At 55.3% G+C, this 17,722-nt stretch carries 7 protein-coding genes; 5 read left to right on the top strand and 2 right to left on the bottom strand.

Going from position 1 to position 17,722, the window contains the following annotated elements; translation table 11 throughout:
• The first annotated feature begins 445 nt into the window (after positions 1 to 445).
• Together SFX18_18610 and SFX18_18605 are read left to right on the top strand one after the other, a co-directional pair.
• Complete coding sequence (locus tag SFX18_18610; protein MDX1965163.1) at positions 446 to 6,709, top strand: MG2 domain-containing protein; 6,264 nt, start codon at positions 446 to 448, stop codon at positions 6,707 to 6,709.
• Positions 6,710 to 6,920: 211 nt separating this feature from the next.
• A complete protein-coding gene (locus SFX18_18605; GenBank protein ID MDX1965162.1) occupies positions 6,921 to 7,694 on the top strand; it encodes a hypothetical protein in 774 nt (257 codons plus the stop codon).
• A gap of 255 nt (positions 7,695 to 7,949) precedes the next feature.
• Here the strand turns inward: SFX18_18605 and SFX18_18600 are convergent, their stop codons facing one another.
• Together SFX18_18600 and SFX18_18595 are read right to left on the bottom strand one after the other, a co-directional pair.
• Positions 7,950 to 8,570 (bottom strand): superoxide dismutase, encoded by a 621-nt coding sequence (locus SFX18_18600; GenBank protein ID MDX1965161.1) that lies wholly within the window; start codon positions 8,568 to 8,570, stop codon positions 7,950 to 7,952.
• 315 nt (positions 8,571 to 8,885) lie between these two features.
• Complete coding sequence (locus tag SFX18_18595) at positions 8,886 to 13,301, bottom strand: hypothetical protein (protein ID MDX1965160.1); 4,416 nt, start codon at positions 13,299 to 13,301, stop codon at positions 8,886 to 8,888.
• Positions 13,302 to 14,156: 855 nt separating this feature from the next.
• On the opposite strand from SFX18_18595, the gene SFX18_18590 reads away from it, so the two are divergent.
• The 3 genes from SFX18_18590 to SFX18_18580 all read left to right on the top strand — a co-directional run bounded on the left by SFX18_18590 (position 14,157) and on the right by SFX18_18580 (position 17,702).
• Positions 14,157 to 15,218, top strand: a complete 1,062-nt coding sequence (locus SFX18_18590; GenBank protein MDX1965159.1) for a polysaccharide biosynthesis/export family protein — start codon at positions 14,157 to 14,159, stop codon at positions 15,216 to 15,218.
• Between the two features lie 190 nt (positions 15,219 to 15,408).
• Positions 15,409 to 15,783: a hypothetical protein gene (locus SFX18_18585; protein MDX1965158.1), complete on the top strand. Its 375-nt coding sequence runs from the start codon at positions 15,409 to 15,411 to the stop codon at positions 15,781 to 15,783.
• Between the two features lie 251 nt (positions 15,784 to 16,034).
• Positions 16,035 to 17,702 carry a prenyltransferase/squalene oxidase repeat-containing protein gene (locus SFX18_18580; GenBank protein MDX1965157.1) on the top strand — a complete coding sequence of 556 codons (1,668 nt, stop codon included), beginning with the start codon at positions 16,035 to 16,037 and terminating at the stop codon, positions 17,700 to 17,702.
• Positions 17,703 to 17,722: the final 20 nt, after the last annotated feature.

Here is a 17,722-nt window from a genome sequence, read left to right as displayed (position 1 = left end):
GTCCGCTATTTCCCCCCCCGGCGACACCTCCCCTCCGGTATCCCGCACGCCGCGGTTTTCGCGGGACAACACTGAACTGACCGCAAGGGTCGCTGGGCAACGACTGTGGGTGGTTCAATGGAGGCAAACCTTTGGGGAAATAGAATTTTGCGTACCTAAAAAGCGCAATGACCAGTGACACGAAAAAGCGGGAGATGTTCGCGATTATGACGCCGAACTTCCTGGCCCGTCAAGCTTTAGGTCGAGCTTCCGCGGGAAGGAGAGTTTTTTTATAAAAATGCCGGAACTTTTCCCTAGCCAGAATCGTCCAACATCGCCCATGCTAGGGAGAAGGCGCGGTGTTGAGGGAATAGCCGCCCTCAAAAATGCAATGCGGCTGGGGCTAATTTCTCCCCCCTAACAGTTTTGTAACAAAAAGTCACAAAGATACCAGGCGACTGAATTTATGCGAAGTCTCATTTTGGGTTATGGTTTAGGTGCGTTATTGGTGATGCTGGGAACAACCTGGACGCTCCTGGCCGAAAAACCACCGGCCAATGATAGCGACCCCCGCGCCGTGGCCAAGCGGCTGTTTGGCGAAGGAAACTACAATGAAGCCTTTGGCAAATATAAGGGATTGCTGCTTGACCCCCAACAAACAGGCGCGCCCGCTGGCGAGGACCTGCAAATGGCGGTCTCCTGCCTGCAACAACTGGCACGGGATAACGAACTGGACGAATTGCGGGAGCAGGCGATTAAATTGCGCCCGCAGGACTGGCGATTTTTGCAAATGGCGGCTCGCACTTATGCGCAGGGAAACCACTTTGGCTTTACCATCGCCGGCAAGTTTGAGCGCGGGCATCATCGTGGCGGGGGAGAATGGACCAGCTCCGCCAACCGCGACTACGTGCGGGCGCTGCAACTTTTGCAGCAAGCCCTCCCCCATGTCGCCGCGGAAGCGGACGCCCCGTCCAGATCGCAATTTTACTGGGACTTGGCACAAACGCTGCAACAACATCCCCTGCATGGGCAATATTGGCATTTTCAAATGCTCAGCGACCTGTCCACGTTGCCGGATTATGAGTCGCAGAATTTTTATGGAGGAAATACCGCTGGCGGGGCGGCGGTCGATGCCGAAGGGAACCCGTTGTTTTATGCCAGCCCCAAAACCTGGGAAGCGGCCGCCAACGATGGCGAACGCTGGCGTTGGGCATTAACTATGGCGGTGGAAAGCGACCCCGCCGCGCTCAATCGCGCCCGCTGGGCGATGGCCCAATTTTGCCAGACGTTGTACGGCGAGCAAACGCTGGCACAATTTGATTTTTATGCGCCCCGCGCAGCAGTCGAGGCCTGGGACGATGGCAGCGAAGATATCCGTAAACGCCAGGACGTGGCCGATGGGCCGTTTGCCGTCCATACGCTGAAGGAAACCGAGACCCTGGCCAAATTGGCCACCGGGGTCAAGCGGTTTGAACTGCCGGATGAGTTTAACTACATCAAAATCTTCCGCCAAATTATCGAAAACAAGGCCGGGGGGATGGCCGATCAGGCGTATGACGCCCTGGCAGGAGTCTTTGAAAATCGCCGTCAGTTCCCGGCGGCGGCCGAAGTCTGGCAAGCCGCGATCAAGGATATTGGCGCTGGCCATGATAATTACCGCCAAAAACGGCTCGATCAAATCATCAAAAACTGGGGCCGGTTTGAAAATAATCTCACCCAGCCGGCCGGAGAGGCCGCCACGATCGACTTTACCTTTCGCAATGCGAAGAAAGTCGCCTTCACGGCCAAGGCGATCAAAATTGACCAGCTCCTTACCGATGTGCGGGCCTATTTACGCACCCGGCCCAACCAAGTGGACTGGCAGCAGATCAACGTCGGAGACATCGGCTACCAACTGGTCAATGCCAATTTCGCCAAATATGTGGGAGAGCAGGTAGCCCAGTGGGATTTGGAACTAAAACCCGCGGATAACCACTGGGATTCGCGGATCACCGTGGAAACACCTCTGAAAAAAGCGGGTGCCTACCTGCTAACCGCCAAACTGGCAGATGGCAACGAAACGCGGATCATCATCTGGCTACAGGACACCGTTATCATTAAAAAGCAACTCGAGGGGCGAAATCTGTATTTGGTGTTGGACGCCGTGACCGGTAAACCCATTCCCAAGGCCAATGTGGAGTTTCTGGGCTTTCAACAGCAACACACGGGGAATAACCAGTTTACCTTTAACCTGCGAAATTTTGCCGAATTTAGCGACGCCGACGGGCAACTTATGCTGGGGGCGGGCAAAATGCCGCAGGATTTTCAATGGCTCATCATGGCCCGGACCGACGCCGGACGGCTAGCTTACCTGGGCTTTACCAATGTCTGGTACGGCGCGCGGCATGACGAGCAATACGATCAAACCAAGGTCTTTACCATCACCGACCGACCCGTCTATCGGCCCGCTCAAAAAGTGAATTTCAAATTTTGGATCGGCCACGCGAAATACGACTTGCCGGATGATCATAGCCCGTTTGCTAACCAAAATTTAATGGTGGAAATCCATAATCCTAAAGGGGAAAAAGTATTAGAAAAACCGATCGCCTCTGATGAGTACGGCGGCGTGCTGGGGGAGTACGAATTGCCCGCCGACGCCCCCTTAGGCATGTATCAGATATTTTTGGTGGGGCATGGCGGGGGAAGTTTCCGCGTGGAAGAATACAAAAAGCCGGAATTCGAGGTCACCGTCGCGGCCCCGACCGAGCCAGTCCGCCTGGGCGAGAAGATCACCGCCACCGTGCAGGCCAAATATTACTTTGGCGCGCCCGTGGCCAAAGGAAAAATCAAGTACAAAGTGCTGCGCTCGCCGTTTACGGATCGTTGGTATCCGCCGGGACCGTGGGATTGGCTGTTTGGGCGGGGATATTGGTGGTTTGCGTACGATTATGACTGGTATCCCGGCTGGCACCGCTGGGGCTGCATGCGGCCCGTACAAATCTGGTGGTTTCGGCCGAGCGCTCCGCCCGAAGTGGTGCTAGACGCCACGGCGGAACTTCCCGCGGACGGCGTTTTTAAGATCGAAATCGACACCGCGCTCGCCAAGGAGCTGCACTCTGACCAGGATCATCGCTACAGCATCACCGCCGAAGTGGTGGACGAATCACGGCGCGTGATTGTGGGTGCGGGAGAAGTTATCGTCGCCCGTAAACCGTTCGAGGTTACAACATGGCTTACGCGCGGCTACTATCGCACGGGGGACACGATTGATGCCCACTTTATGGCGCAAACACTGTCCAATAAGCCAGTCCAGGGAAAAGGGGAATTGGCGCTTTATCGGATTAGCTATGACAAGGATGGCAAACCGACCGAGGAGCGAGCCGAGTTGTGGAACCTCAACACCGGTGAGGATGGCAGCGCCCGCCAACAGATCAAGGCCGGCGCGCCGGGGCAATATCGCCTCTCTTTCCGTGTGACCGATAGCGCGAATCACACCGTTGAGGGGGCGTACATCTTTACAATTGTCGGCCCGCAATTTGACAGCGCGAAGTACCGCTTTGAGCATCTGGAACTGATCCCCGACCTGCAGGAATACCATCCTGGGGACACGGTCAAGCTGCAGGTCAACACCGACCAGGCGGATAGCACGGTCTACTTGTTTGTGCGACCAACTAATGGCGTCTATTTGCCGCCCCAAGTCCTGCGCATCCAGGGAAAAAGCACGATCGTGGAGATACCTGTCACCTTAAAAGATATGCCCAACTTCTTTGTCGAGGCCCTGACCGTCAGCGGTGCCCAGGTACACACTGAAGTACGCGAAATTGTCCTTCCGCCGGAAAAACGGATCTTGAATGTGGCACTAACACCTTCCGCCGAAGTATATAAACCAGGACAAAAAGCAACCGTCAAAATCAGATTGACCGACCACACAGGCGAGGCGTTTGTCGGCAGCACGGTGGTCAGCATTTACGACAAAGCGGTCGAGTACATCAGCGGCGGCAGCAATGTGCCCGAGATCAAAGAATTCTTTTGGAAATGGCGGCGGCACCACCACCCCCAGACCGAGCATAGCCTACAACAAATTTCCTACGCGATAGGCAAGACAAATGAAATCCTGATGGCCCAGATCGGCGCTTTTGGCAATATCACGCAAGAAGCATTTCTAAATACCCGTAAGGCGGGGATGGCGGGGCGGATGAGAGGCGGTCGGCCCGGACTGGCCAAAGCGGCTTTTGCCCTGCGCGATGGCAATGCCCTAGCCGCTCCCATGGCCGCGGCACCGGGCGCGGAAGGCGCTAGCGAGGCCTTTGGAGCCGCCGCGCCGATGGATGCCCTAAAGTCCGAAGCCACCAGCCTTGCCGCCGCGGATACAGGTGGTGGCGTCGGCCCCGCTCCCGGGCCAAATGTCACGCCCACGATCCGGTCCAACTTTGCCGATACCGCGCTTTGGGTGGGGGCCCTCACTACGGCCAAGGACGGTACGGCGGAAGTCGAACTCACCATGCCCGAAAATCTGACCGGTTGGAAAGTCCGCGCCTGGAGCTTGGGCGTAGGAACGCGCGTCGGCCAGGGGGAAACGATCGTTACGACCAATAAGGACGTGATTGTGCGGTTGCAGGCGCCGCGGTTCTTTGTGGATACCGACGAGGTGGTGCTGTCCGCGAATGTGCATAATTACTTAAAGACCGCCAAGCAAGTGACGGTCAAGCTGGACTTGCCGGGGAATCTGCTCAAACTGGTGGAGAAACCGTTGGCCTCCAACACGACCCCGACGCTTGAAACCGTGATCGAAATTCCCGCCGGGGGCGAGCAGCGCGTCGATTGGCGGGTGAAGGTCACGGGCGAAGGAGAAGCCGTGGTCCGAATGTCGGCCTTGACCGATGAAGATAGCGACGCCATGGAGCAAAAATTCCCCGTGTATATCCACGGCATGTTAAAGATGGACAGCTTTAGCGGGATGCTGCGACCCCAAGATGAAAAAGGGTTGGTGACGTTTAAGGTTCCCGCCGAACGCCGTCCAGAACAAAGCCGCCTGGAAGTGCGGTTCTCACCGACGCTGGCGGGAGCGTGCGTCGATGCCTTGCCGTTTATGGTCGATTACCCATATGGCTGCACCGAGCAAACACTCAATCGCTTTTTACCCACGGTCATCACGCAGCGCATCTTGCAGCGCATGGGCCTGGACCTCAAGGCGATCCAGCAAAAGCGAACGAATCTGAACGCCCAGGAAATCGGCGATCCGATGAAACGCGCCGCCCAGTGGCAGCGGTTTGAGCGGAACCCGGTCTTTGATGAGGAGGAAGTGCGTAGCATGGTCCGGGACGGCGTGCAGCGCCTGACCGAAATGCAACTAAGCGACGGCGGCTGGGGCTGGTTTAGCGGCTTTGGCGAGCATAGCTGGCCCCACACCACGGCGGTGGTGGTGCATGGTTTGCAAATCGCCCAGGCGAATGAAGTGGCGCTCGTGCCGGGAATGCTGGAGAAGGGAGTGGAATGGCTCAAGAATTACCAGACGGAACAAGTTCAATGGCTCAAGAATGGGGACGAAGTCCGCAAAAACAAGGGGAATCCGAACAATCTGCGGTGGAAAGACCAGGCGGACAACCTGGACGCGCTGGTGTATATGGTCCTGGCCGATGCCGATGTCAAGGATCAGGCGATGTGCGATTACTTGTACCGCGACCGGACGAATCTGGCCGTCTATGCCAAGGCGCTGTTTGGCCTGGCCCTGCACAAACAGGCCGAAAAAGAAAAGTTGGCGATGATCCTGCAAAACATCTCGCAATTTGTGGTGGTCGATGACGAAAATCAAACCGCCTACCTCAAACTGCCTCAGGACAATTGGTGGTGGAACTGGTATGGGAGCGAAATCGAGGCGCACGCGTTTTATTTAAAGCTACTCAGTGCGACCGATCCCAAAGGAGAGCTGGCCCCCAAGCTGGTCAAGTACCTGCTGAACAACCGCAAGCACGCGACTTATTGGAATAGCACGCGCGACACGGCCTATGCGATTGAGGCCTTGGCGGACTTTATGAAGGCCAGCGGCGAGGACCAGCCCGATATGATCGTCGAGGTCTGGCTGGATGGTAAACAATACAAGCAAGTCAAAATCACCGCCCAGGATTTGTTTACCGTGGATAACACGCTGGTCCTGACCGGCGACGCCGTCACCACCGGTGAACACAAGCTGGAACTGCGCAAGAGCGGCACGGGGCCGCTATACTACAATGCCTACGTGAGCAACTTTACCCTGGAGGACTTTATCACCCGCGCGGGGCTAGAAGTCAAAGTCAACCGCAAGTTTTATCGACTGGAACCCGAGGATAAGCAAGTCGCCGTGAGCGGCAGCCGCGGCCAGGCAATCAAACAAAAGGTCGAAAAGTACAAGCGGATCGAACTGGAAAACCTCTCCGAGGTGAAAAGCGGCGACCTGCTAGAGGTCGAACTGGAAATCGACTCTAAGAACGACTACGAGTATCTGCTGTTTGAGGATCTCAAAGCGGCCGGGACCGAAACAGTCGAGGTCCGCAGCGGCTACAATGGCAATGCGATGGGGGCGTATGTCGAATTCCGCGACAGTCGAGTGTGCTTTTTTATCCGCACGCTGGCCCGCGGGAAACATTCGGTGGCGTATCGCCTGCGGGCGGAAATTCCGGGGCAGTTTAGCGCGCTCCCCGCGCGGGCCAGCGCCATGTACGCCCCCGAACTACGGGGCAACAGCGACGAAATGAAGCTGCGGATCGTGGATTAGCCGCAAAACATTCATGCCGCAAAATAGCCATTTCAGCCGCAATAACAGCAAGAAAGGCAAAAAATTCTTTAAAATGTAAAATGCTGTTGGTCTCAAAAAAATGCCAAAGAGGGTCTGTAGAAATTGTTTATGGTATGATGAAATTGCATCGACGAATTTACGCGCTGTCTGCCTTTTTCAGTCCCTATTGCTTAACCGCGAAGTTGCGATAATGGCAAAATCCTGTAAATCCATTCTAACCTTTTGCATCGCCTGCACGTGCTTGGCCCTTACCACAGCACTCCCCGCCGCGGAGCCACCCACACCTGCGTACCCCCCGCCGCCTGCCTCCGAGGCCGATTTGCAAAAATCCGCCCGCGATCTCCTAGGCGGGGCGGACCCGACGGAAACCAAGTCCGGGCAACCCACCACGGCCCCGGTCAGCCAACTGGGCTTTGTCCGCACGTCGGTCTTTGGCATCGAGGACGAAGGGGCCAAGTTTGTCTATGTGTTCGACCGCTCCGCCAGCATGGGCAGCCCCAAAAACCGCCCCATCCGCGCCGCCCAGGCGGAATTGCTCAAAAGCCTGGCACCCCTGGGCAAGGTGCATCAGTTTTACATTATATTTTACAACCAGGAGCCGCGATTCTTTCAGCCGGGGGGCGAGCGGGGCAAGCTGATCTTTGCCAACGACCAGAACAAGGCCGCAGCCGAAAAATTTGTCACCTCCATCGAGCCGGAGGGAGCGACCAACCACTACGACGCGCTCCGCCTGGCGCTGCAGTATCGGCCGGATGTGATCTTTTTATTGACGGACGGCGACGCGACCGATGACCTGGCCGCCGCGGACCTGGACCAACTGGAAAAACTCAACGCCGGCGGGGCTAAGATTCACGTCATTCAGTTTACTGGCGAGCGTCCCACCGGACCCAACCTGCCCGAACTGGCCAAACGGCATCGGGGGGAGTTTAAAAGCGTCAAGATTGCGGACCTGCCGGGGGAGTAAAACGCTTTTTAGCTAAACGTAGCGCGGATAGCAATTGTGAAGGCACCCAGCATTGTTTGGTTAATACCAGGTGACTCAACCGCGTTGTGGTAGATTACCTCACCCCGGCCCTCTCCCAAAGGGAGAGGGAGTACCGCGCTAAAATTCTCTAGCAGTTTTTCATGAACATCCGGTGAATTCACCCAATTTGACGCGTCGGACATGAGAAGTCTTGAAAGGACGGGGGGTTACGCGGAATCGGGATAGATTGGCCCTTTAACCCTTGGCCTTGTTATAACGCTCGGTCACCGCGCCCCAGTCAATCACGTTGTAAAAAGCAGCAATATAGTCGGGACGGCGGTTCTGGTAGTTCAGGTAATACGCGTGTTCCCACACGTCCAGGCCCAATATCGGCGTGTTACCATGCATGAGCGGGCTATCCTGGTTGGGCGTGCTTTCCACGACCAATTTTCCTGTTTTATCGACGGATAGCCAAGCCCAACCGCTGCCAAAACGGGTCGTGGCGGCCTTGGTAAAGGCTTCTTTGAAGGCCTCAAAGCCCCCTAAATCCTTGCTGATGGCGTCGGCCAGCACGCCCATGGGACCGGTGGGGGCTCCCCCTTTACCGGGACCCATGATTGTCCAAAAGAGCGAATGGTTGGCGTGTCCGCCCCCATTGTTGCGGACGACGGTGCGAATGTTTTCAGGCACGGCGTCGATTTTAGCAACCAGCTCCTCGATGGGTTGGTTCCCCAGGTCGGTATCCTTGATGGCGTTGTTTAGATTATTGATGTAGGCCTGATGATGCTTGGTATGGTGGATTTCCATCGTTTTGGCATCAATGTGCGGCTCGAGGGCGTTATAGGCATACGGCAGAGGGGGCAAAGTGTACGACATAAGGGTGGCTCCCGGCGAATGATGTGCGGCAGGAAAAGTCCTTTTCAGGAGGACTTGGAAAAACCAATGGACACCATCAGCATATCGGATTGTGAAAGCCGGGGCAATCGGGGGGGAAATCCACCGCGAGAAATGTCCCGTCAACTCGCCCAACGTAATAATTCAGGCCTATTTAGGGGTGCCCAATTGTGGGGAAAAAATTCGACCCCTAGGTGCTGTTTTGAGGGGAGGTGGGAAAATCGTGGTCCGCGTTAGCGGAACTGTATTAACCCCGATGATTGAATCCCCATCGTAGCGGGAAAAACAGCAAGCGGCTTATTGCCGGGATGCTTGTTGGTTATCCGCGGCTTTCAATCCCAGAATCATTTCATTGTACATGGTACGCTCGGCGGCGTGCATGTCACGCGCCTTAAAGTTAAAGTTCATGGCCTGGCTCAGGGCGGCCTTGGCAGCGGGAATTTCGCCTAGCTTAAAGTGGGTGACGGCCAAGTGGTAATATTTGACACCAGACGGCTGCAAAACGGCGTCTTGAAATTTAGCCTTGGCGGCGTCCAGGTCTCCGGCAAACAGGTCAACCGTTCCCTGCGTGTCCATCAAGTCCGACTGGGGGCCCATGTAGTCGATGGCTTCGTTGATGACTTTTTTGGCCTCGGTCAGATTTTCGGGCTTGCCTTGAATCGTCAACACATAGGCCAGGTTATTTTTCATGACGGCGCGGGTTTGCTCGGTCACGGCATCGGATTTGAGATTGATCAACTGGCGATAAAGCTCCGCCGCTTCGTTTAGTTCTCCGCGAATTTCGCGAATTTCGGCCAACACCGCCATGACTTGCGGGGTTTGTTCCTTCCCCTCGCTAAAGTTGCGGTACCATTTGGCCAACATTTGGTAATAGGGTTCCAGCTTGTCCCGGGTCATTTCCGCCTGTCTGTAGCGCAGAACATTAATCGCCTGGACAATCACCATGGGAGTCAGGGCGGGATTGGCGGCCAACTCATCTAGTTGCTTCATTCCCTGGTCAAAGTCGCGGTAGCGAGCGATAAAACGGCCTTGGAGGATTTTGCCTTCGTCATTCATATCGGCAAATTCCTTATAGAGCGCCTCGGCGGCGTTGATTTGCTCCAGATCCTCAAGCAACCTCGCGGCCAGCTTTAGCCGGGGCGCCTCGCTGACGCGCAGCGGGCGTGTCCCCAGGGATTCCACCACATAATCCGCCCCCAGGGTTTCCCGCTTGGTCTTGACCAGGATCGTGGCCTTTAACGACACCGCCAAGGGATGCTTGCGGGCGGCGTCGCGTTGGGCGGGGTCGGTGTAGCTTTCGATGAATTTGTTAAGATACGGCTCGGCCTCGCGATATTTTTCGCTCTGCACCAGCATTTCGGCAAATTGCAAGCTCCAAGTCGGTTCGGGATTGGGTTTGCTTAAAAGTTCCAACATCAGTTCCCTCGCCCGGTCTTGGTTGCCGACCCGGCTTTGCAGCTTGGCCAGGGTGAGCAGTTCGACCGTGGCCAGGGGTTGCCGGGAAGCAAGTTCCTCGAACAAGCGTATCGCCTGCCGCATGTGGATTGGTTCTTCGCGGCCAGCCAATAGCGCGATCCGCAAGAGCAGGTCTGGCAGGGGAAGCGATTTGTCATCCCCCACCGCCAGTGATTTTTCCGTCTCCAAGAATTTCTGATAATCAATATCCCCTTGCGAGACCAACGCCACCACCCGCGAGCGGCGGGCCCATTCTTGCAAATCGGTTTTTTCCTTGGAATCGGGCTGCTGGGCCAATTTGGCGACGATTTTATCCAGCTCGGCGATCGCCGTGGCGTTGTTTTTTGAACGGACATAATAGCCCACCAATTGCCGGCGCAGCGACAAGTTATCAGGCTGGTTGGCAATGGCCGTGGCGTACATCTCTTGAATTTGATCAAGGGGGAGTTCGGCCCGTTCGGCGCATTGGGCGGCGATCAGGTCGCGCGTTTCGGCGGGGGCCTTGCTGCGAATTTCCTCAATCAAGGCCGGGATTTCCGCTTTCTTGTTTTCTTGCAGCAGGCTATTGACCAGCAAAAACCAGCCTTCTAGCAAGCTGGGATCGCGATTTACCACAATACGCAAAATATCGGTCGCCTGGGAAGGTTGTTTGATCCTGAGCAGCGATTGCCCGTACCACAGTTGATCGGCAAGGCTGGCGTCCTCGGCGGGACGCATCTTTTCCAAGAGGGCCTGGGCCTGGTCCAGGCGATTTTTGCGCAGATGAATCTCAAATTGGATTTTTTGCAATGTGCCGTCCAACCGGCCCGTCATCCGCTCGAGAATTTCATCCGCCTCGTCCACGCGGCCCGTGCTAATCAGCAATGTGGTCAACTGGCGGGTGCGGTTGTAGTCCAGATCTCCCTTGCGGGCCGACTGTTGCAACTGCGCGATCATGGTCGTGGCGTCATTGTTAAATCCCGCGATATCCGCCAGCAACTTGTTAGGCTCTTGCCATTCGGGACGCATTTTGGCCAGCTTTTCGGCCAGCACCTGGGCTTTATCCAGTTGGGCTTTTTCCGCGTCGGTCAGGGGAGGCATGGTGGTTTGTTCGGGGGTCATCCGCGCTTTCAGGTCCCTGCGCAACGTCGTCAAGATGATCTGCGCCTGGACGGATAAATCGCTGGTGGAATTATTGCCGGCGATTTTACGCACTTCTTCGGCCATTTTTTCCATGCTGGCGACATCGGATTCATCCCGGGCAATCGATAGCAAGGCGTTATAGGGGCGCAGGTCGTTGGGGTATTTGCCCTTGGCCTCCAGAATGACTTGTTTGGCGTCGTCTCTTTTGCCAATCCGCTGCAGATTTTCGGCGACAAACATATAGACCAGGATGCCTTCATCGTTTTTCAGCTTGGCCGCTTTTTCCAGCAAACCCCGCATGCCGGTTAGGGCCTCGTCTCCCCCCAACCGCGTATATAAAAACGCCTGGATTTGCACCATGGGCAAGGAGGTCTGCACCTCCGGGGGAGCGGTTTGCAGTTCCTTGAGGATCTCATTGGGTTCGCTGGTGCGGGAAGCCACATCCACCCAGGTGGACCACAAGGCGACGTTTTGGGGATTAGCGTCGCGCGCCTGGCGTATGGAACTAAGCGCTGTGTCCTGCTTTCCCTGGCGGCTCATGATCGCGCTGCGAATGGCCAGTTTGTCCTGTTGATTGACGATATCGTCGGGCTGCGCTTCGATCTCTTCGACCATTTTGTCAACCAGCGTCCAATCGCGCTGTTCGGCGGGCTTTTCCAGTTGGTCGCTCACCCGCATATCCAATAGCGGCCGCCATAATTGGGGATGGCGGTATAAAAATTCCTTATTGGTATTGGCGGCGACGATTTCATATTCCTCGCGAGCGGAGCTGAGCTTTCCGGCGCGAAGGTATAATGCCGCCAGGGCCAGGCGGGTTTCAATGTTATTGGGATCGCCGTTTTTGGCCTGTTCATAGTACTTTTTAGCCAAGTCCAGCTCGCCCAAGCGTTCGTAACTGCGGGCGATCCACAAATCCGCCCGGTTCAGATCAACCGGATTGCTAAGTTTTTTTCGCGCGGCCAAAAGGGTGTCGCGGGCTTCGGGCCATTTGCCCTCCATGCCCAACAGCGTCCCTTCAAACAGTTGCAGGCGGTCCAGGCCGACCGATGAAACCTTGCGAATGGTCCCCATGATCGCGCGGGCCTCTTTGAGGTTGGCCGGGGGGAGCAGCATGAGATTGAGCTGCATTTCCAACAATTGCAAGTTTTCAGGCTCGCGCTTGAGCCCTTCGGTTATCACAATATTGGCGGAATCCCGCTTGTTCTGGCGATACAATAATTCCGCGTGCAAGGCATAGGCGTTGATGTTTTCGGGGGCTTTCTCGCGGATAGCGCGGGCGAGCGACTCCGCTTCCTCCATTTTGCGATCTTGCAGCAACCATTGAACCTTCGCGAATAAAAAATCCACGTTGTCCGGATCGAGGGCATGGCCGGCTTGGGCCAGTTCGCGCGCCTTGGTCATGCCTTCGGCTTTGCCACTGTACAACCAATACTGATAAGCCTGATAAAGCGCCTTGGCATCTTTACCGTGGCGGGTCTGCAATTCGTTAATGACCTTTTCGGCCAGGGCGTCATCGCTTTTTTCCTTGGCAATAATCCGGGCTAGCTGCAGGTAGACTTCGGGCTTGTCTTTCCAAGCTGCGGAAACCTCGGCGTTGAATTCGCCCGTCTTGAGGTCCAGGCCCACTAATTGCGCAAAAATTTCCCCCGAGCCTAGTATGTTTCCCTTTAAACGCAAAATCTCGGCTTTGTACAGCAAATCCTCGGAATTCAGTTGTTTCTTTTGTTCCAGCAGGTTGATCTGGGTTTCAGCCTGGGTAACATCGCGGCTGAGCAGCAGCATTTTTACGTAATCGCGCCGCAGTTCGGGTTTGTTGTCGATTTTTTCCAGGGCTTTGTTAAGCGATTTGAGATACGCGCTAAACGATCCGCGGGAAGGTTCGGCCTCAAAGCGGGCTTTACGAATTTTGACCAAAAATTCTTTGGCCTCGAGGTCGTCATCGCGCAAATTGATATAGCGGGAAAGGCTTTTGTCCGCTTCGCCGTATTTCTTTTCGGCATGCAGCGTAACGGCATCGTCATACCAGTTTTTAGCGTTACGTTCTTGTTGAAATCCGTGTAAAAAAACCACGCCCGTGGTCAATAACCCCAGGACCGCCAACAACGAAACCGCCAAAATCCAATTTAAACGCTTCATGGTATTTCCCCTCCCCAGGGGACTTCAGGACAGCCAAAGGTCAAATGTTGCAATCTCCGTGGGGGGCAAATCCCCGTTCATGCTCGCTTGATCCAATACGCTTTTCCCACGGAAAAGTTCAAAATCCCGGCTTCTCTATCCCGTCGCCTCCCACCACGCCCCCCGGGCTAAGAAGCAACCCTCCCCCTCCCAGTCTACCTTTCATTCAGGGTGTAAATAGACAGCACTGTCTAATTACCTTTCCCCATAAATTGAAATAGGCAAAAAAGATGCGTGGGAAGTCGTCGAGGATAAACCAGTCGTAAACTGGCATATCCCGGGCTTAACAGGAAAAGTTAATTGTTGGGTAGTGCTGGACTGTGGGGCTGCTCTGTTCAGCGGGTTATTTGCAAATAAAAATGCACAAAAGCCAGTGCCGTCTGTTTTATCTTTGCAAAAACCTAACCGGTGAACGCCCAACAGTCCACGTGTTACGCCTCCTGGCCACCCAGCCCCGCTCTCCCCTAGCGAATCCTCTCTGTCGCTCATCCATTAAGAGACTAAGAAATCTCAGCCAGGATTTCTTTCCGCCAAACGGGGAACACGCCCCGCCTCCCTCTCGCTAGCAAGCCTCATTCTATTTTGCAACCCCCGGTCGTCAACGGACGCTGACGGTCTTAAAAGAATTCTAACAGACAAAAATAGGAAAATTAGGCGGAATTTCCCGGCTGATTTTGTCGGATCGGTTGAATTATTTTGGTTGAGTTTGCCGATTATACAAACTGTAACGACAAATTGGATTCTGTCAGCACTCCGAATTGCGCGAATCTGGGCGGAGTCGGTGCTGTTGGCAACTCCCTGTTTAGGTATACGCCCATGCGGAATTGGTGCTGCATCAAGCTGATTGTTGGCTCCTGGCTGCTTATAGTGGCAATCTCGGGCTGCGCGCAGTTTCGGGAAACTCCGCCGCCGCCACTGCAAGGGCCAATTTTAGACAATGACCATGCGGCGATTCCCATAGGGCGGGAACTGGACATGTTATCCCTCCCCCGATACACCATTGAACCCCCGGATGTCTTGACCATCGAGGTGGTGCGGATCATTCCTAAGTCTCCGTATCGCCTGCAACCACTCGATTCCGTGCAAATCAATGTGCAGGGGACATTGCCCGACAGTCCGATCGGCGGTCAGTTTTTTATCGATCACAGCGGTGCCGTGCAGCTAGGCCCCACCTATGGCAAGGTTACCATTGCCGGTTTGCCCGTGGAGGAAGCCTCGGAAGTGGTCGAGCGTTACCTGCGCCGCACCCTGCGCGACCCACAAGTCTCTCTTTCGCTGGCGGAATCCGCCGGTTTACAGCAAATTACCGGCACCCACCAGGTCGGACCCGATGGCAAAGTTAACCTGGGAACCTATGGGACCGTGGGTGTGACGGGCCTGACAATTCCCGAGGCGAAACAACGGATAGAAGAGCATTTGGAGAATTATCTAGAAAACCCGCAGGTTTCCCTGGATATCTTTTCTTATGCTAGCAAAAGCTATTACGTCATCACCGCTGGCGCGGGTAATGGCGATAACATTCAAAAATTTCCGATCACGGGAAACGAACGGGTGTTAGATGCCATCGTGCAGATTAACGGGATCTCTCAGTTTTCCAGCAAGACCCTCTGGATCGCCCGGCCGACTCCGGCGGGGGACGGTTGCGATACAATCTTACCCGTGGATTATGAGGGGATTGTCGCGGGAGGGCGGACAGCGACCAACTACCAGATACTCCCTGGCGATCGCCTGTTCATCGAGGAAGATCATTTGCAAGCTTCCAACACGTTTATCAATAAGCTTATCAATCCCTTTGAACGGATCCTGGGCTTTACCTTGCTCGGATTTAACACGACCGGTGCCCTACAACGGTTTCCCGGGGGCTTCCGCAGTCGCTAGTCGGAGTTGCTGAATTGATCCTGGCCGGGGGATACATTTACACAACCACAGACCAAATAACGACTTAAAATTATTTTTTGTTTTGCTTGCACCCCCCGGGGGGGATCACCGTATAATTTGGTGTGAAAGACCGGCCTAGCAGTGACAGTTACCCTCGTCACTAGCCATAACCACGGAAATGAGGTTCGTCATGCGATTTTTCCGACTTTTAGGTAGTTCAATTCTGGCAGTGGTCATTTTGGGCAATATGGCAACCCTGGCTTCGGCGCAAAAGCCATTTTCCAATGTGACCCCACAGCGCCCGCAATTAAGCCCTTACTTGAACTTGCTGAATCAAAACGTACCGGGCGTTTCCAATTATTTTACGCTGGTCCGCCCACAATTGGATCAGCAGGCGAATCTTCGTCGGCAAGAAGATCAAATCCGCCAGTTGCAACGTGCCCAGCAGGTCAATAATCGCTCCCCTTTGTCGGCTCGCGGGTCAAATGACATCCGCGCGACCGGCCATGATACGCAATTTATGTATTTTTCCCATTACTTTAATCAACTGAACCGCGGTCGCTAAGTAACTCCATGGGCATTCCGTCGGGTTTGCTTGCAGTTGGTTTGGAAGCGCGGATGACGGGTAAGGGATCTAATTTAAGCCGGTAAAATCCTATTTACCGGCTTTTTCATGCGCGGAATGGGTTAAGACGGGTAAAATGGGAGGTTTTGACATGTAGTCTGTGGTACAATCAAGAGTTAGGGAAAATCGCCGCTTTTTTCCCAAAGCTCTTTATCCAGTATTCCTAGATTGAATTTCTAGGAGTTCGTGGCATGTCCCAGGCTACCCTTCATTCTGTTACCGCCACGGCTACCGCTGTTTCGAGCGATAAGCCAGACGAAAGCAGTCCCCTTGAGGTGGGACTGGATTTGGTGCAACTAGGGGCAAGTCTCGCGGCAAAGGTGCCTGATGTTCCTCGCGGGGAAAGTCTCGGCTCGTTTTCCACTCCCGCCCAAAATAATCCCCCCCCTAGCCCGACCGCCGGGTCGCGATGGCAACGTTGGGTGAATGATTCCACGGGGCAATTACTTGCCAGTGGGCTTAGCAGTGCCGCGGTACACATGGCGTTGTTGATTGCCTTGGCCATGTGGTGGACGATTGCACAAGAAACTCCGTTGCCCCGCACCCTCGATATTTCGATCCAATCCGAGACGGAACCCCTGGACACGGCCAAGCTTTCTTTAACGCCCACCCCGGAGGATGATCCCACCACCGCGGACCCGTTGGTGGGAATGGAACTACCGGGAAGGCAGGATCTAGCGGGTTGGGAAACACCGCTGATCACACGGACGGATTTGTATTCCTTGGATCAGCCTCCGCCAACCGGAGATGTGACGGTAAAGCCCCCTGGCGCGGCCGCAACCAGTGGAACCGGCCAAGAATCAATCCTAGGTGGTCTCAGCGGCGCTGGCCGGGCCGAGCGTCGCCAACGCGCGCGGGAAGTGGGAGCAACCGCGGAGAGCGAATCCGCCGTGGAGTTGGCGCTAGCTTGGCTGGCCAATCACCAGCGCCCCGATGGCAGTTGGCGGTTTGATCATACGGACGGGGCGTGCGACGGGACTTGTGCAAATCCCGGCACGCACGCCAGCACCACCGCCGCCACATCGCTTGCGCTTTTGGCCTTTTACGGCGCAAACTACAATCACTTGGATGGCAAATATGCCAAAGTAATCAATAACGGACTTTATTACCTAGGCAGCCGAATGTTGGTCACGCCGCATGGAGGCGATTTGCAAGAGGGAACCATGTACGCCCAAGGAATGGCGGCGATCACCCTGTGCGAGGCGTATGCCCTGACGGGTGACGCCACGCTACGGGGCTATGCGGAACGGGCGATTCAGTTTGTGATTTATGCGCAAGATCGCCAGGGAGGGGGATGGCGTTACACGCCGGGGGCACCCGGGGATTTGACGGTAACCGGCTGGCAGCTCATGGCTCTAAAAAGCGCACAAATGGCGGGCCTGGAGGTTCCTTCACCGGTTTTCCATCAAGTCAATAAATTTTTGGATAGCGTGCAAGTCGACCAGGGGGCGGGGTATGGCTATAAATCCCCCCAGCGGCGGGATTCGACCACGGCGGTTGGCCTGCTGTCGCGGATGTATTTAGGCTGGAAACAGGACCATCCGGCGCTTGTGCGGGGAATTGCGGCCCTGGAAAAGACTGGACCCGCGCCGGCGGATATGTACTATAACTATTATGCGACGCAGGTGCTGATGCATCATGGCGGACACGCCTGGCAGCGATGGAATCCGCGCATGCGGGAATATTTGCTGGCACAGCAGGTAAAGACCGGACATGCGGCGGGGAGTTGGTATTTTCCCAATCAGCACGGGGATGAAGGGGGCCGGCTGTTTAATACCGTGCTGGCAACCTTAACCTTGGAAGTGTACTACCGCCACCAGCCCCTTTACCAAAGCGCGGCCGTCGAAAGCGGGTTTTAGAATTATTGTGGTGCATTCGG

Source organism: Pirellulales bacterium (assembly GCA_033762255.1).
Classification (GTDB): Bacteria; Planctomycetota; Planctomycetia; order Pirellulales; family JALHPA01; genus JANRLT01.
The sequence above is the reverse complement of the archived record's forward strand: the minus strand, read 5'-3'. Positions and strand labels throughout refer to the sequence as shown.

Coding starts and splice junctions, on each gene's coding strand:
- SFX18_18585 (MDX1965158.1), top strand. CDS start 15,409: ATGCGATTTTTCCGACTTTTAGGTAGTTCAATTCTGGCAGTGGTCATT.
- SFX18_18605 (MDX1965162.1), top strand. CDS start 6,921: ATGGCAAAATCCTGTAAATCCATTCTAACCTTTTGCATCGCCTGCACG.
- SFX18_18600 (MDX1965161.1), bottom strand. CDS start 8,570: ATGTCGTACACTTTGCCCCCTCTGCCGTATGCCTATAACGCCCTCGAG.
- SFX18_18590 (MDX1965159.1), top strand. CDS start 14,157: ATGCGGAATTGGTGCTGCATCAAGCTGATTGTTGGCTCCTGGCTGCTT.
- SFX18_18595 (MDX1965160.1), bottom strand. CDS start 13,301: ATGAAGCGTTTAAATTGGATTTTGGCGGTTTCGTTGTTGGCGGTCCTG.
- SFX18_18580 (MDX1965157.1), top strand. CDS start 16,035: ATGTCCCAGGCTACCCTTCATTCTGTTACCGCCACGGCTACCGCTGTT.
- SFX18_18610 (MDX1965163.1), top strand. CDS start 446: ATGCGAAGTCTCATTTTGGGTTATGGTTTAGGTGCGTTATTGGTGATG.